Origin of the sequence: Vreelandella sp. F11 (assembly GCF_042466685.1) — a bacterium.
Lineage (GTDB): Bacteria > Pseudomonadota > Gammaproteobacteria > Pseudomonadales > Halomonadaceae > Vreelandella.
Genome location: NZ_CP170448.1, coordinates 4,690,553 through 4,715,021 on the forward strand (window position 1 = coordinate 4,690,553; position 24,469 = coordinate 4,715,021).

Consider the following 24,469-nt stretch of genomic DNA (forward strand, 5'->3'; position numbering starts at 1 on the left):
TCCTTGTAACTCCATCGTTCCGCCTAAGCGCTACGGCTGAACCTTGGCACTGCTCGACGCCGTAATAATCTCGCCGCCGTGATCCGTTTTGCAGCCCAGGTAGGCGGTGGGCCTACCATCGTGATTGGAGTGGCTGGAACCTTCGATAATGGTGGCGTCGCAGCCGGTTTTATCCCCCACCCGCGCCACGGGCTGGCCCTCTACGTTAGAGGGCGAACCGGAGACAATTTCCGTGGTGCCGTGGCCGGAAAGGGGACAGCGGTGAAGGTCGCCTTTGCGGGCGATGGGTTTCATATGCCCGTTGCCACGTCAGCGATATGCCACTGACCATCGCGAGATTTATAAAACACTACAGGGAAACTAGTGTAGTTTTCACTACCACTCGGCGGGTACTCCCAGAGGATAGGGGTAGGACGAATACGTACTAGGCGATTATTAGCAAGGAACTCTAGTTGATCCTCTTGCGGTTTTTCTTCCCAATAAAGCGGCACTAGTTCTTCACCATTGGGACCTACTCTCTCAAAAGCTGCCAATCCATTTTCGGTATTTTCAATAAAATCTCGTGCGGAAGTTTGCTCAGTTAGCATGTAACTCGTCCGCCTCCAAACTGGCTCAACTGCACGAAAAATAGCCTCCGTATCATTGCGACTAATCAACCCATGGATATGGCGATAGGCATCACGAAGCTCACTCCGTAGTTCAGGTGTGTCTTCGAGTTCAACCGCTTCATTTTTCCAGTGGAAGGGTGGAATGGGGTCGTCAACGATAAAGGTGATATCCAGTCGGTAGCCATCTAGAGCCCACCCTCCGCCAAAAATGATGTTCTCAAACTCGGACAATTGTGGACGACCATCACTACGAAGATGCGGTTGATTTAATATCCGCTCCTCTCCTCCCGCTGTTTGTTCCAGGTGTTCAAATTGACTTTCTTCTTCGTTGTAACGCATGCGCACTAAATGAATGCGCTCGCGTTCGCCTGTTGTCCATTGATTACGGCCAATGGCAATGTCAATTGTGACACCATCATGCAAAGCGTAATTGTATTCGCCCGTTTCAGGATTTTGCCCCGTTACGGGCGAGAAAAGCAGTGACAGCGTATTTTCCCCTTGACGTAGATTCAGTCCAATGTTGGGTGAGTAATCTGCATAGGCCACCTTGTCATTATCGCGTACAAAAATATCATTAACTCGTAAAGACCACGCGCTTCCCTCAGTATGAATATAGACGTTGTAGCGATTTTCAAAATTATCAGCCATAACATGTCCTTGCCAAAAAGTAGTAAGAAATACCAGTACAGAAAAACGTATTAGTAAGCTTGCCATTGTGGCTCCTGAGGTCGCCAAATAGTATAAGACTGCCCCTCCTTGGGGGGCTCTCCACGTTGTTGGGCAATTTCCTCCGCCTCGTCACGTGAATCGTTAATATGTTGTTCTACATGTTCGAATAAATCAGCGACCTGAGTTTCTGTATTAGACTCATTGCCGATAATTGGGCCTGTTTGCCTAACGCTACTATCTCTATTTCGAACCCTGATTTCACCATAAGCTGTTAGAGTAAGCACCACGCCCTCAAACTCATAGCTGCACTGGCGTTCGCCATCTTGGTTACGCACGGCCCAGCACCAAGATGTATGCAAAGAACCACTGGCTCCGGCACGGGCACTGAATATCCATGCTTTAGCTTCTACCTCTATGGCCAGTTCAGCTTTGCCATTGATTCTGAGTTCTCCGCCAAACTGTTGCTGGATAGCATTATTCACAACATCAAGATCACCATTTGCTGGAAGAATGATGCTCATGCCGCTATCAATCGAATGGGTCAGACTACCGGTGGCTGCTACTTCAAGGTAGGCATCGAGCGTGGCTGTGATGTGCTCACCGGCTGCCATACGTGCTCGCGCCTCACGAATGGCAGAAGCCCCTGGACCAGTAAACGCCATCGCCAGAGCATCTATGAAATCAATTTTCCCCGAAATACCAATACTGAATACAGACCTTAGGCTGGTGATAGAGAATTGCAGGTCTGGTGATCCAGTTTTAGCTTCCAGCTCAAACCCTTTTGGCTCAAAGGTAAGTGACTTAGTCAACCGCACCCCCGAGGCATATTTAGTTCTGTCTAATCTGCGACGTTGTTGATCGCCATCCGCAACATAGCGATCCAATGTGCCAATGATGCGGGCCATAATGCCAATTAGGCCAGGCGCTTCGCCTCCGCTATCCAGCGCCTGCCCCGTATTGGCCGAGCCGCCTGCGGTACCTTGAGCCGATATTTCATAAGAGGCAAACTGTCCCTTCAGGCTACCTTTGGCCTCGGCTGAGGCCGTTACGCCAGCGGTCGTAAACCCGATATGACTAGCCAACTCAAGTTTTCCATCCAGCTTGGAGTAGGGTATGGGAACCACGAGGCAGCGCATGCCCATGGGAGGATCAGTAAGGCACTGCATGGGTGCAAAAGATGCTCCCTCGCCCCCTCTTACAGTAGAAGCAATAGCAAGCATCGCATCCATAGCAAATAGCGCATGCAACACGTTTTCCGGCACATATTTTTTCAATGCCAGTGTCATATTGAGAGCGTGATAATAGCCAGTGGCTACTTCCACTTCTTGCTCTTCAATCTGCTGACGGCCATCTACCAAACCACTTGTAGTCAGTCGAGGACGATCAAGATGTCCTGCTTGGCACCCTTGCCCCTCCCATTTCGCTTGCACCTTAGCGACTAAATGCATGCCTTCCTGCTCCTTTGCGATGACTAAGAGAGTGGTCGCAAAGCGGGGCTGAGGTCCAGCTTCAATACGTTCGGGGGGCCAGGTAACCTTTCGTGAGCTGTCGCTGCTATCCGAAATAGTGCCTGAAATGAAGCAGCAGGGTTCGTTGGAACGACACTCAACACATGCTGCCGCAAAGTCAGGATCAAGCGTGTCACCATCACCAGGCTCTGGAGGCAAAAGACTTCCCGTAATTGGCTGACCATTGTTACCACCCAGCTCAACCCAGCGGTTAGCCCAGGCGTCCATCACAGGTCTCTCGGCGGCACTCGCGCCGTTATCGCCTCTTCGTTGAAGGGCTTTTGTGATTTCATTTTCCACCGTCCGGCGCTCACCTTCCGAGAAGCGGTCACCATCCGACGCTAAGATATATAACAGGTCTTCTGCTGTCGGGTTGTATGTCATGGAGCATTCCCTAGTGAAGAAGCGTCTTGACGCCACGTTATATCGCGTTCACGTGAGGCCGCTTGCCGCTGCATAAAATCATGCTGTAGGCGTGCGCCCGGTAGCCACTGCTCAATCCATTGGCGTTTTTGCCAAGCGAGCTTACTGGCATCGTTCAATACATTGACAACATCTGGATAGTTCTGAGTAAATTCGTTACCAAGTGCTAGAACACACTTTGCTAACGTCTTGGTCTGTTTTTTCGATGTCATACCATGCTGTTTTCCAAAGTGGTATGCCCTTTCAATAGAGGCCAATACATCATCCATTGAGAGCGAGGGATAGTACCCCCATAGCTCACGCGCCATATACAGTTTGGCTCGCCTGTTTTGGAGTTGGCCAAAAGACACAAACTCTTCTTTCCCTATCGCAAACTGCCGCCCCTGGCCGTTGGCGGCACGGGCATCGTCGCTAAGGCCGATGCGTATCAGGCGCCCTTTCACTTCACTGGCATCGGCGTCGAGCTCAATCTCAGGGGTTAGTGCCAGTTCAGTGGGAAATACCATTAAGGGCGAGGCAGGCACTATCACCGTTTCGAGTGGCGCCATAAAAGCGGCCAGCTTCCAGGGTTCCAGGGTTCCAGGGCTTGGCTCATGTCTAGCGCCACCCGGGGGTCGTAGAAGCGGAAGTAGACCGGGGCCTGGTCGTTGGCGGGGGTCCACAGCATGGTGAACTTGCGCAGGTGGCTGCGCAGTTGCTTTAGGGTGGCGTTGGATTGCAGCAATATCCCCCAGTGCTGATCCTGGGGCAGGCCTTCCAGCCAGGTGCGAATCTCGCTATCGGCGTCAATACGCACAAGCCACGGGGCGTTGGCCTGGGTGGCGATGTCCGTGGAGGCGTAGAGACAGGTGTGCTGGTCATCGGCTTGGCTAAGGCGCTGCACTGCTTCGCGGCAGTTAACACCGTCGATGACCGCCCATAACGGTGGCTGATGGGGGGCAAACAGCGCTTGCCAGACGGTCTCTTGATAATTCACCGGCGGGAGAACCGCTGCTGGTTCAGGTTCAGGCGCGGGTTCCGGCAACAGGGGCAGCATCTCGCCATACGCCACCGGGCGTTGCGACGAGGTGGTGTGGGCCAGTTCCACCAGCCCGTGGGCGATACCTTCTCGGCGGCAGCGCTGAAGCAGGGTTTCAATAGCATCCAGGCGTATTAATCCCAGGCCGTCATCGTGGCACTGCTGCTGTAGCAGCGCCCTGACCTGATCAGCGTCTTCGGCCAGCACCGCGGCCACAGTGACAGCTTCATCAGCGGCCTCTTCCCAGCGCCGGGCACTGGGGGAGTAGGCCATCACATGGCAGCGGGCGAGCCAGTAGTCGGCCATGGCCATGGGTTATTCCCCTTCGAGCGGGCAGTGGGAGACAAACGGGCTGCCCTCCCCTGCGGCGGCTTCCAGCACGGCGGGTATGCTGGGCAGCGCCGCCGCACTGGGCGATGCCGAGCCGACATTAAGTACCGGGGTGACATCCACGCTGCCACCGCCGACCACCAGCGCAGCACCACCGGCGACCAGGGTGATTTTGCTGGCATCAAGTATCAGCTCGCCATCGGCTTTGAAAGTAATATCGCCATTGGCGTGGGTCTGGTAGCTGCCGCCGACCGTTAGCCCGCGATCACCGTCCACCTGTTCGGTGTGGTTAGTGTGCACGGTGATATCGCGATTGCCGTCGATGGTTTCGACGCGATCCTTGGCGACCGCCAAGTGGGAGTTATTGCCAATGGTGGCGGTGTCGTCGAACTCGACCCGCTTCTGGCGGGAGTTGAGGACATGCAGCTCCATATTCTTCTGGGCATGCATGTAGATAAACTCTTCCCCGGCCTTATCTTCAAAACACAGTTCGTTAAAGCCTTCGCCTTGGTGGGTCTGGGTTTTGATCGTGGTGCGGGTTTTGTGCTCTGGGAGGAGATACGGTGGCGTATTCACGGCATGGTAGGTACGCCCGGTAATCAGCGGCTGGTCCGGATCGCCTTCAAGGAACGAAACTGTGACCTCATGCCCTATCCGCGGTATGGCGATGCTTCCGTAGCCCACCCCTGCCCAACCTTGGGATACCCGCACCCAGCAACTGGCTTTTTCATTTGGCTCCGCGTAGCGATCCCAAGGAAACTGCACCTTGACCCGGCCATACTCGTCACAGTAAATCTCTTCCCCTGACGGCCCCACCACAAACGCCACCTGAGGGCCGTCCACGCGCGGTTTGGGATTAGGGGTTGCCCGCCAGGCCGTGTCACCAAGCCCCAGCACCAGGGTGTTGTGGTAGCGGGTCATCCCGCCCTTATCGCTACTGGAGATACTGTCCTCTTCCAGCGCTTGGGGCTGTTCACCGTAATGGGTGACCTCGATAAGCTGCCAGTCGCGGTTAAGGGCATCCGCGTCGTGGTCGGTGAGGGTAAAGCGCGCCCCTGGAGCAAGCTCGGGTAGGTCACTCTCGGCATGTGCCGTGATGGCTTCGCGGCGCAGGTATTCAAGCCGTGTGCGGGTAAACGGCTTGCCGGAAGCGTCCCGCTTATAGCGCCCTGGGTAGTCGTAGTGTTCATAGTCGGCGCGCTGGCCGTGCTGCTCAATATCGCGGCCCTGATGCTCATGCAACTGCGCATAGCCAGGGTTCTTGAAGGTGTAGTCCTTGAGCATGGCAGAGGAACTGGCCACTCGCGCAGTCTGGCGCAGTTTACGCACATGACGGGTAGGCGGTGTTCCCCCGGCACGGCTGTGGTAGGTGCGTTCACCGAGAGTGCTGAGCATTTTAGGATCGTCGCTAAAGACCAGGCGGTGGGATCCTGCTTCAAAGGTATGGTAGTAAAATAGCCCCTCTTCAGCCGCGAGGCGTTCGACAAAGGCGAGGTCGGTCTCGCGATACTGAACACAATATTCACGTTCGACTGGCTCGCGCGTAACATCAAACGTTATGTCGCTAATGCCGCGCTCCTGGCAGAGGGTGGTGATAATCGCGATGGGCGTGACTTGTTGGAAAATACGCGAGTTGTGCCGCAGCGAAAGACGCCAAAGGGCGGGACGTAGCACTAAGGAGTAGAAGGTGCGGCGATGACCGCGATCGCCCTGGGAAAATTCGCTGATAATGCCATGGATTTGGCGCAGCGCTTCTCCACTGTGCCAAACAGTGAGCGTGGCGTCACGATCCAGTAGCTCGGCGGCATTGAGTTGACCATTGCGGCTGGCAAAGTTGAGCGTTAGCTCAAAGGGGCTTGAAAGGGACTCACGGTGGGTAAAATCCACCACGGCGACATCGTCTACGCCGGGTAGTGTGAGCGTAAAAGACAAACCGTTGCCGTTCGCCATCGCCTCTTTCCTTGGATCGACCATTGCTAATAAGAGGGGCTTAGCGTAGCGAGATACCATGAAGGCGCAACCGTGTGCAGAGGTGCCGTGGCGATGGCTGGGATGCTGACCGATTACTCAATAGCCAAAAAAATCGACATTAACCAAATATAATCAATAACTTGAATTAAAGTTGCTTATTACCTATTGCATATTTGTAAGATATTTCTTACAAAACTTTCCGAAATAGCTTACAAAAAAATTTCCTTCCAGAGCCATTTAAACATCAGGTTGCTGCTTAGAGTCTGATACCCACGACTGCTAAAAACCACTGCGACAAGCCCCATCCAATAGCACTGACGACTTAGCTTGATCATCTCAACAGCCACACAAAAAAAGCGCCATGACAATGTCACAGCGCTTTTGTAGGGCGAGAACAACTACTCAAAAATCAAAAAACACCGTCTCGCCTTCACCCTGTAGTCGGATATCCAGCCGGTAGCGCACCTTGCCATCCACCTCTTCGCGCTTGGCAATCAGCGTTTGGCGTCGCGCCGGTGACTCAATGCGCGTCAGCACCGGGCACTGGGCGTTCGCTTCAGCTTCGTCATCGAAGTAGAGCCGTGTTTGTAGGTGAATATTCACCCCGCGGGCAAATAGCGTGAGGTTAATGTGCGGCGCCATTGGCTGGCCGCTGGGGTGCTTCACTGCACCGGATTTGATGGTGGTTAGCGACCACTCGCTGCCGTGATCAAAGGTGGTCGCGGTGCGGCCAAAGCTATTGAACGGTTTGCTCAGGTCGTAATCGGCTTGGTAGTGGCCGTTCGCATCCGCTTGCCACGCCTCTACGAAGGCATCGCGCACTAGGTCGCCGTTGCCGTCGATAACGGTGCCGACGACTTCGATATGCTCGCCCTCGGCTTCAGGCTTGGCCATCTCGTTCCAGATCTCTTCGTCGCGCACCGGGTTGCCCGCTGCCGCAAGGGCAAGGCCAATATGTACGTAGGGGCCTGCGGTTTGCGAGGCGGTTTCCCGTAGCATCAGGTCGCTGGTCGGCTGGCTATTAGGCTGATTCATGATGTATCCCCCGCCCTTATTGATTTTCGAAGAAGGTTTGCAGCTCACCGCGTACGACCACATCAAAACGATAGGCGAGGAAGTCCATCGGCTTACTATGAGCCATATCCAGCCGCCCAATCATCGTCTCAACCGCAAGAGGGTCTTTCAGTGTGTGCACGATTGGGCAAAGCGGGATCAGCGGGTCGCCTTCAAAGTACATCTGAGTGATTAACCGAGTGGAGATTGAGGGCCCAGTTACCGAGACGTGAATATGCGCCGGCCGCCAGCTATTCATGTCATTGGGCCACGGGTAGGGGCCGGGCTTGATGGTACGGAAGCGGTACATCCCCTGCTCATCGGTCAAACAGCGCCCTACACCGCCAAAGTTAGGGTCTAGCGGTGCCAGGTACTTATCGTTCTTATGCCGGTAGCGCCCACCGGCGTTGGCCTGCCACATCTCAACCAGGGTGTGCGGTATCGGCTTGCCAAACTGGTCGACGACTCGGCCAAACATCATAATCCGCTCGCCTTGGGGTAACCCACCCTGGCTCGCATCCTGGCGGAAGTTCAGCAGCAGATCGTTATCATGAGGCCCCATGCGCAGGTGGCTAAAATCCGGACCGGTCAGTTCAGACACAGTCGGTTGCTGCATACTCACCAACGCCTGCTGTGGTGAACGTGCCACCGAGGTTTTATAGCCCGGCGCATAGGCGGGCGGATGCCAGTTACGGTCACGGGCCACAAAGCGCTTATTGTCGTGGGTCATCGCCCTTACCTCTCATCAATTATTGTGATTCGCTACTCGCCCCAGCCCAGCTCTTTAGCGAGGGCAAAGGCGTGATTGGCCGCTGGTACGCCGCCGTAAATCGCTACGTGCATCAGCACCTGACGCAGCTCGGCCTCAGACAGTCCAATACGCTTGGCGGTTTTTAAGTGCAGCGTTAGCTCTTCACGGCCGAGGGCGGCGAGAATGCCGGTGGTGATCATGCTGCGTTCGCGGCGGGTTAGGTCGTCGTTGGACCACAGCTCGCCCCAAGCCAGACGTGTAATCATCTGCTGGAAGGGCGCATCCAGGCTGTTGGCGTTAGCGGTGGAGCGCGCTACGTGCTCCTCGCCTAATACCTGTTTGCGAGTCTCCAAGCCAGTGGTATAAGCCACGCCGTGATTGGCCACGTCGCCTAAATCAGTCGCCAATACGGCGAGTAGTTTTTCAGCAAATTGCGCCGGGGCTTCTACCGAAGGCACGTGACCCACACCGTCAAATATCTCCAAAGGTGCGCCGTCGAGTTCCGCAGACAGGGCTTCCAACGTGGCGGGCGGCGTGGCCATATCGTCACTGCCGCCAAATAGCTGCAACTTAGTTTTCTTACCTGAGAGCTTTCCGGTAAAGGTATCGCGGCCAAGCATTTCACACAGCTGGGCGTAGGACTCATCGTCGCCACGGCCCATCTGGGTGCACCAGCCCGCTTTCAGCGCGGGGCTTACTTCAAACGCCTTGGGTGCAAACCAGCGCGGTACAATCTCTTCAGACATGGCCGCCAAGCCCTCCTGGCGCACTCGCCCTGCACGGGTATTCCAGAGATCTGGGTTGCCGATCACTGCGCCGGTGTTGGTCAGCGTAGCGGAGAACAGGCGATCGCTATGCTCGGCAATCAACTGCTGGCCGACAATGCCACCAATGGAAGTCCCGGCAAAGTGGAAGCGCTGCGCGCCCGCAAGTTCTACCAATGCCAGAGCCTCAGCGGCTAAATCAGCGGGGGTGATCTGCTTACCACTGACCGCCTGGCTGGCACCGTGGCCGGGGAGATCCCAGGTCAGCACCCGATAGCGGGGCAGCAGTGCGGGAATCACGTCATCCCATACTGCCTGGCTCATGCCCAACGGGTGCGCCAGTACGACCAGCGGGTTCACTTCTGCGCCGAGCAGGCGGTAAGCCACACTGCGGCCGTTAATGGTATGAAATGCCATGACGGTCTCCGTTAAACGCGTTCAATCAGAGTGGCAATGCCCTGGCCCACACCCACGCACATGGTACATAGCGCGTAGCGCTTGCCGCTGTTTTGCAGCTCATGAGCGGCGGTCATTAACAGACGCGCACCGGACATGCCTAGCGGGTGGCCAAGGGCAATCGCGCCGCCGTTGGGGTTCACGCGGGGGTCATCGTCTTTAAGGCCCAAGTCGCGCATACAGGCCAGCGCCTGGGCGGCAAACGCTTCGTTGAACTCAAATACATCAATCTCCTCCATCGAGATGCCGGTGCGCTTGAGCAGTTTCTGCACCGCCGGTACCGGGCCATAGCCCATAATACGTGGCTCAACGCCAGCGGTGGCCATGCCGATAATTTTTGCCATCGGCGTTAGGCCATGCTGCTTAACTGCCGCCTCACTGGCCACCAGCATGGCTGCCGCGCCGTCGTTGACGCCAGAGGCATTGCCTGCGGTAACGCTGCCGCCCTCCCGGAAAGGAGTGGGTAAACCGGCCAGTTTTTCCAGCGTGGTTTCCCGCAGGTGCTCATCCTGGTCAAAGATCAGCGGTTCCTGCTTACGGCGGGGAATCTCAATGGCAGTGATTTCCTGGGCAAAACGCCCCGCCTTTTGAGCGGCAGCGGCCTTCTGCTGGGAGCGCAGTGCAAAGGCGTCCTGATCTTCCCGGGAGATAGCGAACTGCTCGGCGACGTTTTCTGCCGTTTCCGGCATGGAATCAATGCCGTAGGTTTTCTTCATCAGCGGGTTGACCAAGCGCCAGCCAATGGTGGTGTCTTCAATCTTTTGACTGCGGGCGAAGGCGCTATCGGCCTTGCCCATCACGTAGGGAGCACGTGACATGGACTCCACACCACCTGCCAGCGCCAGCGCCATCTCACCGGCTTTAATGGCACGAAACGCCGTACCCACTGCGTCCATACCCGAGCCACACAGGCGGTTCATGGTCGTGCCGGGCACGGAGGTAGGAATGCCTGCCAGCAGCGACGACATCCGTGCCACATTGCGGTTATCTTCACCGGCCTGATTGGCGCAGCCCATAAAGACTTCTTCAATCGCAGCAGGGTCGAGATCCGGCGCTTCTGCCAGTACGGCTTTAAAAATCGTCGCGGCGAAATCATCGGGGCGTACGCTGGCCAGGGTGCCACCAAAACGTCCCACGGCGGTGCGGCGGGGATGACATAGAAAGACGTCTTGCATCACAACATCACTCATCAATAGCTCCTTTATGCGTCCGCGTGGGCCCGCTCAGTGCGTGCTTTCAGCTCACGCAAAATCGTCAGCTCGTTTTCGCTGGGCTCTGGGGTGCTCTCAAGCTGCTCGGCAAAGCGAATCTCCCAACCAGTGGCATCAATAACATCTTCACGGCTCACACCAGGGTGCAGCGATACCACCACCAGCTCTTTGGTCTCCGGGTCGGGCTTCATCACGCACAGGTCGGTAATTACCCGGGTGGGGCCCTTACCGATATTGGGCACGTTGGCGCGGCCTTTGCCGTCGCGGCCAAAGCCAAGCGTGGTGACAAAGTCGACATCTTTCACAAAGGCGCGCTTGGAGTGCTTCAGAGTGATAAAGACTTCACCCGCGTTGGTGGCAATTTCCGGCGCACCGCCGCCGCCCGGCAGGCGCACTTTAGGCGCTTTATAATCGCCGATCAGCGTGGTGTTAAGGTTAGCAAAGCGGTCGATTTGTGCGGTGCCTAAAAAGCCTACGCTAACTTTGCCGCCCTGCAGCCAGTAGCGGAACATTTCGGGCACTGCCACGGTGGTCAGCGCTGATTCACACAGTTCACCGTCGCCGATGGAGAGCGGCAGCGTATCGGGTTTGGTTTGCAGCGTGCCAGACTCATAAATCAGCACCACATCCGGGGCGTGGGTCAGACGTGCCAGGTTGGCGGCTTCAGAGGGCAGCCCGATGCCCACAAAGCAGGTCATGCCATTTTCCAGCGCCCGCGCAGCGGTCACCGACATCATTTCAGAAGAGGTATATTCGAGACTCATTAGCTGTTCTCCCCTGCATGATTTTGGACGGCGTTAAAGACGTTGTCGTCGAGCCACTGGGTAAAGGTGTCACGATCCCGGGCGATGGCATCCCACTCCTTGTAGAAGCGGTTGCTGCGGCCGTAGTAGCCGTGGGTATAGGAGGGCAATGCGCCTTTCTCGGCTACCGAGATGGCGCTGATGGCCCAGCTGGGAATTACACAGGCGTTAGGATGGGCGTTGAGGTCATCGACGATCTCCTCCACCGTGACGATACTGTGTTTGGCCGCCAGTACCGCCTCTTTCTGTACGCCCACGATACCTTCTACCAGAACGTTACCCTGACGATCCGCCCGCTGGGCGTGAATGATCGAGACATCCGGGCGCACTGAGGGTACAGCGGCTAGGCGCTCACCGGTAAACGGGCACTCGATGAATTTGATTTGATCGTTCACGCTGGGCAGTTCGCTACCGATATAGCCGCGAAAAACTGCCAGCGGAAGACCGGCTGCACCCGCTTCAAACGCGCAGGCCATGGCGGCGTGGCTGTGCTCAAGTATCTCGATCTTGCGCGGCCAGCCTTTCTCAACCGCATCACGCAGGCGGTGCAGTGAACCCACGCCGGGGTTACCGCCCCAGGAGAAGATCACCTTTTTTGCGCAGCCCGCGCCAATCATCTGGTCGTAGATGATATCCGGGGTCATGCGGATCAGCGTCAAATCACGCTTTTTCTGGCGGATCACTTCGTGACCGGCGGCAAACGGAATCAGGTGGGTAAAACCTTCCATGGCCACAGTGGCGCCGTCTTCGACGTAGCGCGCTACCGCGTCATGCAAGCTGAGAAACTCGGCCATGATGGGTGCCTCTTAACGGTTAGCAGAATGTTCGTTAAGCGAACATAGATCCTCTATACGAACAATCTACTGCTGAACGCTAATGGGGTCAAACGCATCAGCAACCACCAAACTCCCCTGCCGAACCCACTATCTACTCCAAAGCTGAACATAACGTTTTGTTTTTAAATAGACTTAACGCGCTTCCAGCCATTTTTTGGCACGCGTCACCTGGACTGCGCTGCTACCAAGGTATAAAGCAGGGTCACAGGCATTACACAGTGCATCAGTGTCTACGTTTCCTTTCACATCAGGATGCTCGGCAAGCACCTCTGAATAGGGCCGTGCTTCCCGGCGCGAGGTTTCTGCCGCTTCCGCGCTAACCGCTTTGGCTCTCTCCCCCCCTAGCGTAGGCGCCAGCAACCGTGCCACAGGCTCGGCCATAATGCCGCCGCCAGTGGCCGCCAGGTTGCGCAACATGTTGTCGGGGTACACCTCAAGCCCCTCCAGCAGCACGACCAATTGCTCAAGCGCGCCCTCTACCAGCAGAGCGCTCTCCAGCAACGGCGCCCACTCCGCGTGCCACTCCCCCAAGCCGCGCTCTAGGGGCTGGGCGGCAGCATTGATCAACACGCTGGTGTGGCCATGCACCTGCCGCGCGGCGCCACGAATCAGCGCGCTGCGTACCGGGTTACGCTTATGGGGCATGGAGGATGACTCCCCCATCCCTGGCGCGGAGGGTTCCGCCACTTCACCGACTTCGGTTTGTGTCAGCAGCGCTACATCCAGGGCGATTTTTTCAATAGCCCCAGCGACAGCATCTAACGCCGTGCCAAGGGCATGAATCGGGTAGCGGTCGGTATGCCAGGGCAGCACCGGTACTGCCAAGCCTAAACGCTCGGCAAGCGCATCCATCCACTCAAGCCCTAGGGTGTCCCAGCCCGAGTGCACCCCCACCGCGCCACCAAACTGCACGGGCAGCTCCACCTCACCTAAACGGCGGCGGCTCTGCTCCAGGCCGATGGCCCAGTGAGCGACCTTGACGCCAAAGGTAATAGGAAGCGCCTGCTGCATCAGAGTGCGCCCCACCATGGGCGTGTCGATGTGGGTGTCCATTAGTTTTAACGCCGCCGATCGACAGCGCAGCAATAACTCATCTAGCGCCGCCAAGCGTGGCTTAAGCAGCAGCATCAGCGCGGAGTCGACTACGTCTTGGCTCGTTGCACCTTGGTGCCAGTAGCGTTTGTGCTCATCGGCGAGCAGCGCACGGCTCTGTTTAACGAAGGGAATCGCTACATTGCCACCGCTGGCGATACCCTCGGCGATCTCAGCAGCAGACAAGTGGGCGTGCTCAAGCTGCTCTCGCATTTGCTGGCTAACACCACCAGGTACGGCTCCGCTGGCTTCCTGAACCTCGGCCAGAGCCAACTCAAAGACCAGCATGGCACGCACCATAGCGTCGTCGTCACACTCAGCGACAGCGCGCTGACTCATGAAAGGGTGCTTTAAAAATGCAGAGGGCATGGCGGTAGGCTTCCTATTAACGCTGTCCAGAGCTCAAAAATAGCTTATAAGCAGGGCTCAAGACAAAATTTGTACACATGTTCGCTATTCGAACTATACGTTAACTAGGTAGGTGTGAACTCACAAACGTCACCTTACTTTGAAAGGTACGCTTGCGGATCCACATGAGCGGTCTTTTGCACGCAATTAAGGCGTGGCTAGTCAGGGCACACGTAACGCAGCACCATGTCGGTAACATGCTCCTCTAATTTTTGCTGATTCTCAGGCGCGGCTTGGTGCCAATCAAAAATCCGCGAAAAAGTGTGCTGGTTTGAGACATTGAAAAAAGACAGCGCGCTAATCAGCCAGTGCAGTTCCCGAGGATCCAGGCCTTCGCGAAAACACCCCTCCTCGACACCGCGGCTATAAACGTTGGTGAGCACATCAATCACCCCAGCATTGAGTGATTGAATCAACGCTGACTGCGCCAAAAAGCGGCCATGGTGAATATTTTCGATCATTACCAGGCGAATAAAGTCAGGGTTTTTGGCGTGATGACAAAAGGTAAACCGCACCAGCCGACTAAGCGCCTCAAGCGGGGCCAGGTGGTCAAGATCCAGCTCAGCCTCCTGCAGGCGCACTTTCTGGTAGGCGGCTTCCAGGGTGTGCAGGTAGAGCGTCTCTTTATCATTAAAGTAGTAGTAAATCATCCGCTTGGAGGCGCGGGTTTTCTCGGCGATCTCATCGATCCGGGCTCCAGAGAGGCCTTTTTCTGAGAATTCCCGGGTAGCCACCGCAAGAATATCGGCGCGCACGGATTCGGGGTCATTTTTGCGCCGTCGCCGAGTGGCAGGGGGGCTGGTCTTGGTCGAAGGGGCTGTCATAGAGCGTGCCTTTTATTGTCGTGGTCGTCTTTTGTCTAGTATGCCACAGCTTGACTGAACGTACCATTTCGTACATTGTTGATTACGACAGGATGAAAAGGCCAAGCACGCCATCGTTTATGGCTTTTTCAAACCCCATGACAACGGCCCGATAAGAGGACAACAACAATGTCTCCAGTGTTTTCAGTAAAACAAATATCCATGAAGCGCACGCTGACGGCAGCCGTCGCTGCCGCCACCCTCATTGCCGCAGCAAATGCTTCCGCCCAAACGCTTCGCTTCGCCCACGTTGACCCAGATGACTGGACTACTTCGAAAAAAGGCGCAGCGGGTCAGGTGTTTAAAAACCTGGTGGAAGCCGAAACTGATCTTACCGTGGAGGTCTACCCCGCTGGAGCGCTAGGTGGTGAAACCGAGCTGATTGAAGGCGCCCAGGATGGCACCATCAGCATTGCGATGGTCTCCGGCGCCTACGCCAATTTCTGCCCGGCGGTTGCTGTGACGGATATCCCGTACACCTTTCCGTCAGCGCCAGTAGCGTGGCAGGTAATGGACGGCGAATTTGGTACCGCACTGGCCGAGCACTGCTTGCAACAGACCGGCCTACGCACGCTGGCTTACGGCGAAACGGGCTTCCGCCACTTCACCAACTCCGTGCGCCCGATCAATTCGCCTGAGGATATGCAGGGGCTGAAGTTCCGCGTGCAAACCATTCCGCTCTACCTGGAGATGGTTAGCGCTTTGGGTGGTGAGCCTCAGGGTATCGCCTGGGGTGAAGTACCGACAGCGCTTGCTACCGGCGTCGTCGATGGCCAGGAGAACCCCATTTCGGTGATCTACGGCAACAACTTCTATGAGTTTCAGGATTACTTGACCCTGGATCGCCACGTTTACGGTGTCGATCACCTGTTGATTAACGATGAGATATTCCAGTCGCTTAGCGAAGAGGAACAAGCCGCGGTGAAGCGCGCCGCCGTGGTCGCTGGCACCACCGGCCGTGCCATCCAGCAGTTCAACTCAGCCGAGGGGATCACCAAACTGGCAGCCGAGGGCATGGAGATCACCCAGCCTACCGCTGAACAGATGGAGGCCTTCCGCGAAGCCGCCCAGCCGCCGGTTCAAGCGTACCTGACCGAAGAGCTTGGCGATGATGCAGAGTGGATCGAGCGTCTCTCTTCCGCAGTGGAAGAGGCGTCCGCACGCTTCTAAACCCCGCCTGAACAAAGCGCTTTGCGAGTGGGCCTTAGATGGCCCACTCGCGACCCTGCGTGCCTGACTATCGATTGAAGGTGCTCTTATGTCTCCTCTCCTCGCCCGCTTACACCGAGGTCTGATCCTGTTCAATGGCAGCTTGGCAGGACTTGCCATGGTGCTGATTTTTCTGTTGGTCGCAGGCAATGCCTTTGCGCGCTACACCTATGGCGGCTCCATTACCTGGGGAGAAGACACCGCCATCTATTTGATGATTTACGGCCTGATGTTTGGCATGTCCTGGGCATACCTGCAGGACAAGCACATCGGCTTTGACCTTATTCGACGTTTACTGCCGCCGCGCTGGGTGCGCTGGCAGGCTGTGGCCGTCGACTTGGTGGTGCTCGTGGTGGGCATTGGCTTGATGGTATCAGCCGTTGAGTTTATCTCCGCACGGGGTGGCCGCACCTCATCAAGCACCGGCATGCCTATGTGGCTGTTTCAAGCTTCCATGCTCATCGGTGGTGGGCTGCTCAGTTTCTCTGCGCTGGTGATGGGCGCGCTGCGTTTGAGCCAGCACACCAGTGAGGAGGTCTCCTCATGATTTTTATACTGCTTTTAGCCCTTGTGCTACTTGGCGTGCCGTTTGCCTTTGCCATCCTCGGTTCGCTGACGGTGCTGATGAGCACCGGCGATTTGCCCTATCACATACGGATCGTCTCCCAGCAGTTTTTCGGCGGCATGGAGTCTTTCCCGCTACTGGCCATACCGCTGTTCATTCTGGCTGGCGAGCTGATGAACGAAGCGGGTATCACTCACCGGATTATAAACCTGGCCACCGCCATTGTTGGCCGTCTTAAAGCCGGGCTAGCGCACGTGAATATCTGGGCCTCGGTGATTTTTGCCGGTCTTTCCGGCTCGGCGATTGCCGATACCTCCGCGTTAGGGCGGGTGTTTATACCGTCGATGGAGAAAGAGGGCTATCCACGCGATTTTGCTGCCGCGCTGACGGCTGCCTCTTCGGTCATCGGGCCAATCATTCCGCCGAGTATTCCGGTGATTATCTACGCGCTCACGGTTTCTGGTGTGTCGGTGCCAGGGCTCTTTTTGGCCGGTATCGTGCCGGGCTTTTTGCTGGCGCTGGGGCTCTCCATCTACGTCTACTTTTTCGCCGACGACCTGGGCGCGACACAAACCAAAAAACAGTCACGCCGCCATGCTCTTCTGCATGGTTTGCTGCCCGCCCTCATGCCGGTATTCGTGGTCGGGGCGATTCTTGCCGGTATCGTTACCCCGACAGAGGCGGCGGCCTTTGCCGTGGTCTACGCGCTGCTTCTGGGCGTGGTGCTCTACCGCAATATCAAACTGGTGAACCTGCCCGCTATCTTCGCCCGGGCCATGCGCGACAGCGCCGTGATTATGGTCATTATGGGCGCCGTAGCGGCGGCCAACTGGGTACTAACCTTCGAGCGCGTGCCCAACATGCTCACCGAGTGGGCGTTGATGAGTATCGATACCCAGTGGACCTTCCTGATTGCCGTCATCCTCCTGCTACTGGTGGTGGGGCTGTTCCTGGAGGGTATCGCGGCCATTCTGGTATTGGTACCGATCCTTCATCCCATCGCCATGGCGCTGGGTATCGACCCGCTGCACTTTGGCATCGTGGTGATCTTCAACCTGATGATGGGGCTGATAACGCCGCCCATGGGGCTCTGCCTGTTTGTCGCCGACTCTGTCTCCGGTGTGGGTATGGGCCCGATTATCCGCCGCATTCTGCCGATGCTTGCCGTGCAGTTTTTGATTCTGCTGCTGATTACTTTCGTCCCCGCGCTGGTCACCTTCCTGCCGCGCCTGGCGGGTTACTGATATTTCTCAATGCAAGGAGCGTGATGCCATGTACTCATCCATTGCCACGGTTTGCCTAAGCGGCTCGCTGGAAGAGAAGGTAGACGCCATCGCTCAGGCCGGCTTTGAGGGGCTTGAGCTGTTTGAAAATGACTTGACCGCCTTCGCCGGCACGCCGCGTGAAGCGGGCGAGCTGATTCGCTCGCGCGGCTTAAAGCTGGTCACGCTGCAGCCGTTTCGTGATTTTGAAGGGCTGCAGGGGCGCGCCCGGGTGCGGGCCTTTGACCGAGCCGAGCACAAGTTCGACCTGATGGAGGAGCTGGGTACAGATCTGCTGATGGCGTGCAGTACCGTCCACCCTGATTCGCTACCGGGGTTAAGCCGCGCTGCCGACGACTACTATGAGCTAGGCGAGCGTGCCGCGCGGCGACACCTGCGCGTGGCCTATGAGGCGCTGGCCTGGGGCCGCCATATTCACGACTACCGGGACAGCTGGGAAGTGGTGCGCCGCGCCGCCCACCCCAATGTCGGCCTGGTACTGGATACCTTCCATATCTTCTCCCGCCAGACGGAGCTGGGCACCGTTGGCCGCATTCCGGGGGATCGCATCTTTCTGGTTCAGACCGCCGATGCGCCGCGTCTCTCCATGGATCACCTGTCGTGGAGCCGCCACTATCGCTGCTTCCCCGGCCAGGGTGAGCTGCAGATGGATAAGTTCATGGCCATGCTGGAAGAGACCCGCTACGACGGCCCGCTCTCCCACGAGATCTTTAACGATGTTTTCCGCATGGGGCACAGCGACCAGACGGCTCGGGATGGGCTGCGCTCCTACCATTTGCTGCGTAGCATGCAGGGCGACAGCGGTATCCCCGCGCCGCAGCCAATCGAGTCAGTCGCCTTTCTGGAAATCGCCGTTGAGTCTGCGGATTTAGCGTCGCTGCGGGAGCTGCTCAGCGCCCTGGGTATGGCTTGCGTAGGGCGTCACCACACACTTAATGCCGAACGCTGGGCCGCGGGCGACGTCAACTTGGTGCTCAATACCGAATCGAGCTTTACCGGCCGCACGCCAGGACGCGATGCCACCGCAGTAACGGCGATTGGCCTGCGTGTGGCAAATGCCTATGAGGCGTTTAAACGTGCAGACAAACTTGGCTACGCTATTGTCGAGCCTGAAGAAGTGGGCGCCAGCCACCGCATGAGTGCGCTGCGCAATGTGGATGGCAGCCTCTCCTACATTATTGACGACTCGCAGCTAAGCCGCACCTGGGATCGCGAGTTCCCTGTCGATGTACAGCCGGTTCCTCAGGGGGCGCTGGTGGATATCGACCATATCAGCGTGGCGCTCTCCTACCACGACTACCTCTCGCTGATGCTGCAGTACCGCGCTATTTTCCAGCTGGCGCCAACACCCTCCTTCGATGTCACCGACCCCCGCGGGCTGATCCAGAGCCAGGTGCTGCAGAACTACAATGGCCGCTTTCGCCTGGCGCTTAACGCCAGCGCCTCGCCGGACACCGCCAGCAACCGCTTCGTGCGCCAGTACGGCGGCTCGGGGATCCACCACGTCGCCCTGCGCACCAACGCCATGCGCGACACCAGTGCAGCACTCCAGCAGGCGGGCACGCCGGTGCTGCCGATTCCGGGCAACTACTACCGCGACCTGGCCGCGCGCTTCGACCTACCCGCGCAAACCCTGCAATGGATGCAAGCGCACCACATCCTCTTTGACCAGGACAGCGACGGTGACTTCCATCAGTTGTATACCCAGCCCGGCCGTCAGGCGTTCTTCTTTGAGCTGGTTCAGCGTGAAGGTTACCAAGGGCTGGGCGCGCCGAATGCCTTTGTGCGCGTGACCGCACAACAGCGTTTGGAAGCGGCTATTAGCACTCGTCATCAAGACAAGGGAGAGAGCCAAGCATGATCAAACTGGGACTGGTAGGCGAGGGTATCGCAAAATCACAATCCCCCGATCTCCATGAGCGCTTGGGGGCATCATTGGGAGTGCCGGTACGCTACGATTTAGTCGATAGCCTGGGGGTGACGGGTTTTGACTTTCCCAGCGCTATTCAAGCACTGCGCAGTGAGGGCTACCGGGGCACCAATGTCACCTTTCCATTTAAGGAGAGAGCCGCACAGCTGGCCGATATTCGCGGTGAAGGGGTGCGCCGGGTAGGCACCGCCAACACGCTGCTGTTCGATGAGAGCGGTCTACGCGCAGAAAATACCGATTACACCGGTTTTATCAGCGCCTACCGCCACTCTTTCGGCGACCAGTCCGCGGGTGAGGTACTGCTGATTGGCGCCGGTGGCGTGGGCCGCGCAGTGGCTTGCGCGCTGGGAGAACTTGCCGTTAGCCATATCCATATTCTTGAACATGACAGTGCCCGGGCAGAGAGCCTCAGCCGCGACCTTAACGCCATGGGCATTAACGCGGCATGCATCACATCAGAGCAGGCGCAGCGAGAACTGCCCCATTGGCAGGGCGTGGTCAACTGCTCCCCCATTGGTCACATCAACCACCCCGGCTGCCCCATCGATACCGCTGGGCTGGGCACCCAGCACTGGGTCTTCGATGCGGTCTACATCCCCGCCCACACCGAGCTGTTAAGCGCCGCACACCAGGCGGGCGCCAAAACACTTTCGGGTGTTGATCTATTTGTGTTCCAGGGCGTGGATGCGTTTCGTTTTTTCACCGCGAACCTTATCGCTCCTGAACAGATCGATCCGCAGGTGATACCGCTGCGTACGCATTATATCGAGCAGCTCGTCACGCATTCAGCTTATATAGGGTCATAAAGCGCCAGAGAAATAGCGTACAATTATTCGTCATTCGAACAAGACCGTTTACCTTCATGCGCTAAGGGGCCGCTATGCTCGCCATTCTGGGAATTACGACGCCTATATTCCTACTCATTGGCTTAGGGTATATAGCGAGATGGAGTGGCATTATCCAGCGCGAACAGGTGCAGGGAGTGGGCGTCTTTGTGCTCTACTGCGCGCTGCCCGCGCTGGTGATCCGCGCGCTCACCCAGCAGCCTCTGGAAGAGGTTTTCAAGCTCAACTATCTGGTGGCGTACGGCCTGGGCTCTATCGCCGTTTTCGGTGCGGGGTTACTGCTCTGCTTAAAACTACAGCGCCAACCACTGAACGCCAGCGCCATGCAGGCGCTCGGCATGTCGGCCGCCAATAGCGGCTTTGTGGGTTATCCCGTGGCCGCCATGGTCATCGGCTCGCCTGCGGCGGTGCTGTTAGCGCTCAATATGCTCGTTGAAAACCTGCTGGTTCTTCCCGCAGCCCTGATTCTGGCCGAAATGGGTAACCACCAAGGTGCTAGCGTATGGAAAACAGTTAAGCAGACAGCCCTAAGTCTCATCAAAAACCCCGTATTATTAGGCTTACTGATCGGCATTTGCCTGGCCGTTTCCGGCATCAATATTCCCGCGCCGCTGTTTAAAGCCATCGATATGCTGGCCGAAGCGGCAGGCCCTGCGGCGCTGTTTGTGATCGGCGGCGCGCTGTTTGGCTTGCAGGTTAAAGGTATGGCGAGCGACGTAGCTCAAATTGTCATCGGCAAACTGCTTATTCACCCCCTGCTCATCTTCATCGCCTTCTCTTTTGTTCCTGGCATTGATCCGCTTTATATGGCCGGTGCCTTGCTGTTTGCTGCCGCGCCGATGATCAGTATTTACCCCCTGTTTGGCCAGCGCTATGGTTTAGGTGGCGTTAGCGCTGCGGCAATGCTGGTAGCGACGATCGCTTCCTTTTTCACCCTTAGCCTCATCATCGGATTAATGTCACTGTTAGGATTACTAACGTTTTAAATCCTGATACACCAACGGCTTACCTTACATAAGGACAATAAAAATGGGCCAACCCTCTGATCAAAGCAACTCTTCTCAACCGCTCTACGCCTTGGTTACCGGCGGCGCAAGAAACATCGGCCAAGCCATCTCACTGCGTCTTCAGCAGGACGGCTATCGCGTTATCGTAGTGGATATCGTTGAACCAGAAGCGGCCTCTTTGCAAGCAGACGCCTATCAGGTCGACCTTGCAGACGCCGACGCTACACGCCAGATGATGGTAGACATCGCCAAGCGCTATACGGTGACCCGCCTAATCAACAACGTGGGTATTGTTGCCCCTGCGCTGCTTGAAGAAGCAACGCTTGAAGACTTCGATAAATTAATGCAGCTGAACGTGCGCTCAGCGCTGATCTGCACCCAAGCCATGCTACCTGCCATGAAGGCACAGGGAGCGGGGCGTATCGTCATGAATGCCAGCCGTGTGGTACTCGGCAAGGAAGCACGAACGATCTATAGCGCCACCAAAGGCGCGCTGCAATCCATGGCCCGCACCTGGGCACTGGAACTGGCAGAGCACGGCATTACCGTTAACTGCGTCGCCCCTGGGCCTATCGCCACCAGCGCCTTCTGGCAGAACAACCCGCCCGACTCTGAGCGCGCCCGCCGCATTATCGATAACATTCCGCTAGGCCGAATGGGCCAGCCCGAGGATGTCGCCCAGGCGGTAAGTTTCTTCTGCGACGAGCGTAGCAGCTTCATTACCGGCCAGACGCTGTTTGTCTGCGGCGGAGTGACGGTCGGTTAAATCAGTTTTGGCGTGACTCGTCAGTGCTATCCCGCGCGCCACGTCGGGAGGCGGCAAAGCGATAAACCGCCAGGCCGATGGATCCCACCGTCAGCGCAATGAAGGCCCAGGTAATCGGGCCACGCACGAAGATCGACAGGTCATTGGAGCCGATAAGCAGAGAACGACGCAGGTTGTCTTCGAACATCGGCCCCAGAATGAAGCCAATCAGAAACGGCGCCGCCGGTATGGCGGCACGATTGAAGATATATCCCAATACCCCAAAAGCCAGCATCAGCCACACGTCAAACGTGGCGTTATTGACCGCATAGGCGCCGTAAACACAGAACATCAAGACGATAGGAAAGAGAATTGATTTGGGGATATCAGCAATTAACGAGAAGTACTTAATGGCAACGTTACCCACCACCAACAGGATGACCGAGCTGCACATAATCCCCAGGAACAGTGCATAGATCAGCGACAGATTTTCCTGGAACATAAGCGGGCCAGGCGTTAACCCATGCACCATAAAAGCCCCCAGGATGATGGCGGTGATGACATCCCCTGGAATACCGAGCGATAACAGCGGAATTAGCGTCGCCCCGGCAACGCCATTGTTACCGGCCTCAGCCGCTGCCACCCCTTCTACCTCGCCCTTGCCGAAATTTGCTCTGTTAGGAGAGCGCCGTCGGGCATCGCTGTAGGAGATGAACGCTGCCGCCGTCGCCCCGGTGCCGGGGATGGCGCCAATAATCACGCCAATTAAGCTGCCGCGCACAATACTTTTCATACAACGCTTGAGCTCAGAGAAGGCCAAACCAGCACCACTTGCCTTCGCTTTAATATGAGGGATCGCTTTCTTACGATAAAACTCGATAATCTCTGGAATAGCAAAGAGGCCAATCAATAGAGGGATAAAAGAGATGCTGTCCATCAAGTTGTAGTTATCGAAGGTAAGCCGCTGTGAACCGAAGACCTCATCCAGCCCTACCATGGATAACAAAATACCTAGCAGCGCTGCCATCAAACCCTTGATCATAGAGCCGCTGGCTAGCGAGATGATAATGGTAAGAGAAAAACAGATCAGCCAGAAAAATTCGGGAGCCCCGAAATTCAGTGCAATTTTGGCCAAGTAGGCGGCAAAAAAGATCAACGCTATGTTGGAGATAAAATCGGCAATGACCGATGAGTAAAGCGCAGCCTTTAGCGCTTTTTTTGCATGCCCCTGCTGAGCCATCGGATAGCCGTCTAGCAAGGTACAGGCCGAAGCGGGCGAACCCGGCGTTCTGATTAGAATGGCAGTAATCGAGCCACCGTACATCCCACCCTTATAGATGCCTACCAACAGCAGGATAGCGGCAACTGGCTGCATGGAGAAGGTAAAAGGGAGTGCCAAGGCCACCGCCATGGTGGCGGTTAAACCAGGGATGGATCCCACCACCACGCCGATCACCACACCTACGGCGATGGCCAGAAAGTTATCCAGGCTAAAGAATATGCCAACCACTTCCGAAAAGTTTTCCATAGGACACCCAGAAAAATAAGTAGCGAATCAGAAACCGAGCGGCATTATCGGTAGTGGCACGTTCATTACTTCTACAAATAAGAGCGTCACAATAATAGGAAACAGAAATGCCAGGCTATATACCCACCAGGTGCGAACCGGGTGTGCTACGAAAAGAACGAGTGTTGCCAAAATACCGCAGAACACGGCGCCCATCGCCTCAAACAAGGCAACATATATCACCAGTGACAACACCATTAGCACGAAACGCCGCGTAGAGCCTTTCTCAATCGCCCGCTCATCCTCCTCGGCTCTCTGTTCCACAATGAAGGCCTGAAGAATAAGCAGAACCGAAAACAGCAGGATCAGCCAGCCGATAATCGTCGGCAGCCATCGCGGCGACATCATTGGGTTTTGTAGGATCGGCGGTTCGTTTATATAGTTGGGTACCAGATAAAAGACCAGCACTATGGCAAACCCCAGCAATACGATGCCGCTGATGAGGTCGCTGGTATCTTTTATTTTTACTCTGCGCTTGGAACCCGAGGGTGTCATCGCGGCCTTCTCCTGGGCAACAAGAGAGGCGAGGGTAGCGACCCTCGCCTCTCTGTTAT

The 24,469-nt window shown here is 56.6% G+C and carries 23 protein-coding genes; 7 read left to right on the forward strand and 16 right to left on the reverse strand.

Annotation, left to right across the window (positions count from 1 at the left end):
• Positions 1-30 precede the first annotated feature (30 nt).
• The 14 genes from ACFIOZ_RS21420 to ACFIOZ_RS21485 all read right to left on the reverse strand — a co-directional run bounded on the left by ACFIOZ_RS21420 (position 31) and on the right by ACFIOZ_RS21485 (position 14,725).
• Positions 31-294: a PAAR domain-containing protein gene (locus ACFIOZ_RS21420; protein WP_386081157.1), complete on the reverse strand. Its 264-nt coding sequence runs from the start codon at positions 292-294 to the stop codon at positions 31-33.
• Positions 291-1,322, reverse strand: coding sequence for a hypothetical protein (locus tag ACFIOZ_RS21425; RefSeq protein WP_141440273.1), 1,032 nt, complete (start codon positions 1,320-1,322; stop codon positions 291-293). The genes ACFIOZ_RS21420 and ACFIOZ_RS21425 overlap by 4 nt, the downstream gene beginning before the upstream one ends.
• Entirely contained in the window at positions 1,307-3,169 is a 1,863-nt protein-coding gene (locus ACFIOZ_RS21430) for a hypothetical protein (RefSeq protein ID WP_141440272.1), read from the reverse strand. The genes ACFIOZ_RS21425 and ACFIOZ_RS21430 overlap by 16 nt, the downstream gene beginning before the upstream one ends.
• Positions 3,166-3,756: a hypothetical protein gene (locus ACFIOZ_RS21435; RefSeq protein WP_386081158.1), complete on the reverse strand. Its 591-nt coding sequence runs from the start codon at positions 3,754-3,756 to the stop codon at positions 3,166-3,168. The genes ACFIOZ_RS21430 and ACFIOZ_RS21435 overlap by 4 nt, the downstream gene beginning before the upstream one ends.
• Positions 3,735-4,538: a DUF4123 domain-containing protein gene (locus ACFIOZ_RS21440; RefSeq protein ID WP_386081160.1), complete on the reverse strand. Its 804-nt coding sequence runs from the start codon at positions 4,536-4,538 to the stop codon at positions 3,735-3,737. Before ACFIOZ_RS21440 ends, ACFIOZ_RS21435 begins: the two co-directional genes overlap by 22 nt.
• A 3-nt stretch (positions 4,539-4,541) precedes the next feature.
• Positions 4,542-6,506, reverse strand: a complete 1,965-nt coding sequence (tssI, locus tag ACFIOZ_RS21445; protein WP_386081162.1) for a type VI secretion system tip protein VgrG — start codon at positions 6,504-6,506, stop codon at positions 4,542-4,544.
• A gap of 423 nt (positions 6,507-6,929) precedes the next feature.
• On the reverse strand, positions 6,930-7,562 hold the full coding sequence (gene pcaG / locus ACFIOZ_RS21450; protein ID WP_386081163.1) for a protocatechuate 3,4-dioxygenase subunit alpha: 633 nt from the start codon (positions 7,560-7,562) through the stop codon (positions 6,930-6,932).
• A 16-nt stretch (positions 7,563-7,578) separates the two neighbouring features.
• Entirely contained in the window at positions 7,579-8,310 is a 732-nt protein-coding gene (gene pcaH, locus ACFIOZ_RS21455; protein ID WP_386081165.1) for a protocatechuate 3,4-dioxygenase subunit beta, read from the reverse strand.
• Between the two features lie 32 nt (positions 8,311-8,342).
• Positions 8,343-9,512, reverse strand: coding sequence for an alpha/beta fold hydrolase (locus tag ACFIOZ_RS21460; RefSeq protein ID WP_386081167.1), 1,170 nt, complete (start codon positions 9,510-9,512; stop codon positions 8,343-8,345).
• 11 nt (positions 9,513-9,523) lie between these two features.
• The gene (gene pcaF / locus ACFIOZ_RS21465; RefSeq protein WP_386084156.1) at positions 9,524-10,726 is read right to left on the reverse strand and encodes a 3-oxoadipyl-CoA thiolase; all 1,203 of its coding nucleotides are present in this window, start codon (positions 10,724-10,726) and stop codon (positions 9,524-9,526) included.
• 26 nt (positions 10,727-10,752) lie between these two features.
• Positions 10,753-11,526 carry a CoA-transferase subunit beta gene (locus tag ACFIOZ_RS21470; RefSeq protein WP_386081169.1) on the reverse strand — a complete coding sequence of 258 codons (774 nt, stop codon included), beginning with the start codon at positions 11,524-11,526 and terminating at the stop codon, positions 10,753-10,755.
• The gene (locus tag ACFIOZ_RS21475) at positions 11,526-12,359 is read right to left on the reverse strand and encodes a CoA transferase subunit A (RefSeq protein ID WP_386081170.1); all 834 of its coding nucleotides are present in this window, start codon (positions 12,357-12,359) and stop codon (positions 11,526-11,528) included. The genes ACFIOZ_RS21470 and ACFIOZ_RS21475 overlap by 1 nt, the downstream gene beginning before the upstream one ends.
• Before the next feature lie 174 nt (positions 12,360-12,533).
• Positions 12,534-13,832: a class-II fumarase/aspartase family protein gene (locus ACFIOZ_RS21480; protein WP_386081171.1), complete on the reverse strand. Its 1,299-nt coding sequence runs from the start codon at positions 13,830-13,832 to the stop codon at positions 12,534-12,536.
• 227 nt (positions 13,833-14,059) lie between these two features.
• On the reverse strand, positions 14,060-14,725 hold the full coding sequence (locus ACFIOZ_RS21485; protein ID WP_089691076.1) for a TetR/AcrR family transcriptional regulator: 666 nt from the start codon (positions 14,723-14,725) through the stop codon (positions 14,060-14,062).
• Positions 14,726-14,893: 168 nt separating this feature from the next.
• Between ACFIOZ_RS21485 and ACFIOZ_RS21490 the strand changes: the two genes are divergently transcribed.
• From ACFIOZ_RS21490 to ACFIOZ_RS21520, 7 genes are all read left to right on the forward strand, one after another.
• A complete protein-coding gene (locus ACFIOZ_RS21490) occupies positions 14,894-15,934 on the forward strand; it encodes a DctP family TRAP transporter solute-binding subunit (protein ID WP_386081174.1) in 1,041 nt (346 codons plus the stop codon).
• A gap of 88 nt (positions 15,935-16,022) precedes the next feature.
• Positions 16,023-16,520, forward strand: coding sequence for a TRAP transporter small permease (locus tag ACFIOZ_RS21495; RefSeq protein WP_386081176.1), 498 nt, complete (start codon positions 16,023-16,025; stop codon positions 16,518-16,520).
• Positions 16,517-17,782, forward strand: a complete 1,266-nt coding sequence (locus ACFIOZ_RS21500) for a TRAP transporter large permease (RefSeq protein WP_386081178.1) — start codon at positions 16,517-16,519, stop codon at positions 17,780-17,782. The genes ACFIOZ_RS21495 and ACFIOZ_RS21500 overlap by 4 nt, the downstream gene beginning before the upstream one ends.
• 28 nt (positions 17,783-17,810) lie before the next feature.
• Complete coding sequence (locus tag ACFIOZ_RS21505; protein ID WP_386081179.1) at positions 17,811-19,682, forward strand: bifunctional sugar phosphate isomerase/epimerase/4-hydroxyphenylpyruvate dioxygenase family protein; 1,872 nt, start codon at positions 17,811-17,813, stop codon at positions 19,680-19,682.
• Complete coding sequence (locus tag ACFIOZ_RS21510; RefSeq protein WP_386081181.1) at positions 19,679-20,557, forward strand: shikimate dehydrogenase family protein; 879 nt, start codon at positions 19,679-19,681, stop codon at positions 20,555-20,557. Before ACFIOZ_RS21505 ends, ACFIOZ_RS21510 begins: the two co-directional genes overlap by 4 nt.
• Positions 20,558-20,631: 74 nt before the next feature.
• Positions 20,632-21,582: an AEC family transporter gene (locus tag ACFIOZ_RS21515; protein WP_386081183.1), complete on the forward strand. Its 951-nt coding sequence runs from the start codon at positions 20,632-20,634 to the stop codon at positions 21,580-21,582.
• Positions 21,583-21,625: 43 nt separating this feature from the next.
• The gene (locus ACFIOZ_RS21520; protein ID WP_386081185.1) at positions 21,626-22,369 is read left to right on the forward strand and encodes an SDR family NAD(P)-dependent oxidoreductase; all 744 of its coding nucleotides are present in this window, start codon (positions 21,626-21,628) and stop codon (positions 22,367-22,369) included.
• A gap of 1 nt (position 22,370) precedes the next feature.
• Here the strand turns inward: ACFIOZ_RS21520 and ACFIOZ_RS21525 are convergent, their stop codons facing one another.
• Entirely contained in the window at positions 22,371-23,876 is a 1,506-nt protein-coding gene (locus ACFIOZ_RS21525; RefSeq protein ID WP_009286283.1) for a tripartite tricarboxylate transporter permease, read from the reverse strand.
• A gap of 27 nt (positions 23,877-23,903) precedes the next feature.
• Entirely contained in the window at positions 23,904-24,410 is a 507-nt protein-coding gene (locus ACFIOZ_RS21530) for a tripartite tricarboxylate transporter TctB family protein (protein WP_039857776.1), read from the reverse strand.
• Between the last annotated feature and the right edge of the window lie 59 nt (positions 24,411-24,469).

Bases quoted from the DNA above. Each gene is read 5' to 3' on its own strand.
- ACFIOZ_RS21475 (WP_386081170.1), bottom strand. From the start codon at position 12,359: ATGGCCGAGTTTCTCAGCTTGCATGACGCGGTAGCGCGCTACGTCGAA.
- ACFIOZ_RS21515 (WP_386081183.1), top strand. From the start codon at position 20,632: ATGCTCGCCATTCTGGGAATTACGACGCCTATATTCCTACTCATTGGC.
- ACFIOZ_RS21490 (WP_386081174.1), top strand. From the start codon at position 14,894: ATGTCTCCAGTGTTTTCAGTAAAACAAATATCCATGAAGCGCACGCTG.
- pcaH (WP_386081165.1), bottom strand. From the start codon at position 8,310: ATGACCCACGACAATAAGCGCTTTGTGGCCCGTGACCGTAACTGGCAT.
- ACFIOZ_RS21470 (WP_386081169.1), bottom strand. From the start codon at position 11,526: ATGAGTCTCGAATATACCTCTTCTGAAATGATGTCGGTGACCGCTGCG.
- ACFIOZ_RS21430 (WP_141440272.1), bottom strand. From the start codon at position 3,169: ATGACATACAACCCGACAGCAGAAGACCTGTTATATATCTTAGCGTCG.
- ACFIOZ_RS21435 (WP_386081158.1), bottom strand. From the start codon at position 3,756: ATGGCGCCACTCGAAACGGTGATAGTGCCTGCCTCGCCCTTAATGGTA.
- ACFIOZ_RS21440 (WP_386081160.1), bottom strand. From the start codon at position 4,538: ATGGCCATGGCCGACTACTGGCTCGCCCGCTGCCATGTGATGGCCTAC.
- pcaG (WP_386081163.1), bottom strand. From the start codon at position 7,562: ATGAATCAGCCTAATAGCCAGCCGACCAGCGACCTGATGCTACGGGAA.
- ACFIOZ_RS21420 (WP_386081157.1), bottom strand. From the start codon at position 294: ATGAAACCCATCGCCCGCAAAGGCGACCTTCACCGCTGTCCCCTTTCC.
- pcaF (WP_386084156.1), bottom strand. From the start codon at position 10,726: ATGCAAGACGTCTTTCTATGTCATCCCCGCCGCACCGCCGTGGGACGT.
- ACFIOZ_RS21485 (WP_089691076.1), bottom strand. From the start codon at position 14,725: ATGACAGCCCCTTCGACCAAGACCAGCCCCCCTGCCACTCGGCGACGG.
- ACFIOZ_RS21495 (WP_386081176.1), top strand. From the start codon at position 16,023: ATGTCTCCTCTCCTCGCCCGCTTACACCGAGGTCTGATCCTGTTCAAT.
- ACFIOZ_RS21425 (WP_141440273.1), bottom strand. From the start codon at position 1,322: ATGGCAAGCTTACTAATACGTTTTTCTGTACTGGTATTTCTTACTACT.
- tssI (WP_386081162.1), bottom strand. From the start codon at position 6,506: ATGGCGAACGGCAACGGTTTGTCTTTTACGCTCACACTACCCGGCGTA.
- ACFIOZ_RS21510 (WP_386081181.1), top strand. From the start codon at position 19,679: ATGATCAAACTGGGACTGGTAGGCGAGGGTATCGCAAAATCACAATCC.
- ACFIOZ_RS21505 (WP_386081179.1), top strand. From the start codon at position 17,811: ATGTACTCATCCATTGCCACGGTTTGCCTAAGCGGCTCGCTGGAAGAG.
- ACFIOZ_RS21480 (WP_386081171.1), bottom strand. From the start codon at position 13,832: ATGAGTCAGCGCGCTGTCGCTGAGTGTGACGACGACGCTATGGTGCGT.
- ACFIOZ_RS21530 (WP_039857776.1), bottom strand. From the start codon at position 24,410: ATGACACCCTCGGGTTCCAAGCGCAGAGTAAAAATAAAAGATACCAGC.
- ACFIOZ_RS21525 (WP_009286283.1), bottom strand. From the start codon at position 23,876: ATGGAAAACTTTTCGGAAGTGGTTGGCATATTCTTTAGCCTGGATAAC.
- ACFIOZ_RS21520 (WP_386081185.1), top strand. From the start codon at position 21,626: ATGGGCCAACCCTCTGATCAAAGCAACTCTTCTCAACCGCTCTACGCC.
- ACFIOZ_RS21460 (WP_386081167.1), bottom strand. From the start codon at position 9,512: ATGGCATTTCATACCATTAACGGCCGCAGTGTGGCTTACCGCCTGCTC.
- ACFIOZ_RS21500 (WP_386081178.1), top strand. From the start codon at position 16,517: ATGATTTTTATACTGCTTTTAGCCCTTGTGCTACTTGGCGTGCCGTTT.